This window comes from Aerococcus sp. L_32, from assembly GCF_050689315.1.
The window spans coordinates 1-726 of record NZ_JBOEQF010000935.1 but is presented as its reverse complement, the minus strand read 5'-3'; the positions used below and the strand labels follow the sequence as shown (position 1 = coordinate 726).

Sequence of the window (726 nt, the reverse complement as noted above, 5' to 3'; positions counted from 1 at the left end):
TGGTTCTGCTAAACAAGGGCGGGACCGTAAATTCCAGGCTATCTTGCCATTACGTGGTAAAGTATTAAACACTGAAAAAGCCAGCATTCAAGATATTCTAAAAAATGAAGAGTTGAACACCATCATCTATACCATTGGTGCAGGTGTAGGGGCTGAATTTGAGGTTGAGGATGCCAACTACGATAAAGTCATCATCATGACCGATGCCGATACCGATGGGGCCCATATCCAGGTGCTACTGCTGACCTTCTTCTTCCGCTATATGAAACCTTTAGTAGAGGCGGGTAAAGTCTATCTTGCTATGCCACCATTGTATAAGGTGTCTAAGGGTAAAGGGAAAAACGAGGTCACTGAATATGCTTGGACGGATGACGAGTTAAAAGCTGTGACTGATAAAGTCGGCAAAGGCTATATCTTGCAACGTTACAAAGGTTTGGGTGAGATGAATGCGGACCAATTATGGGAAACAACTATGGATCCTGAAACTCGTACCCTAGTCCGGGTAACAATTGACGATTTATCCCTAGCTGAAAAAAGGGTATCTGTTTTAATGGGGAACAAGGTTGAACCTAGGCGGAAATGGATTGAAGACAATGTGGCCTTCACCATGGACGAAGATGATACGCTACTTGAAAATGCCTCAGATACTGATGATGGCGATAAGGAAGAAGTTGTCGAAATTTTAGAAAACCAAAATCAAACCAGTGTCACTGCTAACGAATCTGT

The 726-nt window shown here is 43.0% G+C and carries 1 protein-coding gene; it reads left to right on the top strand.

Annotation, left to right across the window (positions count from 1 at the left end):
- Nucleotides 1–726, top strand: a 726-nt coding sequence (locus ACRCJ0_RS17460; protein ID WP_431391421.1) for a toprim domain-containing protein, incomplete at both ends; no start/stop codon positions are given.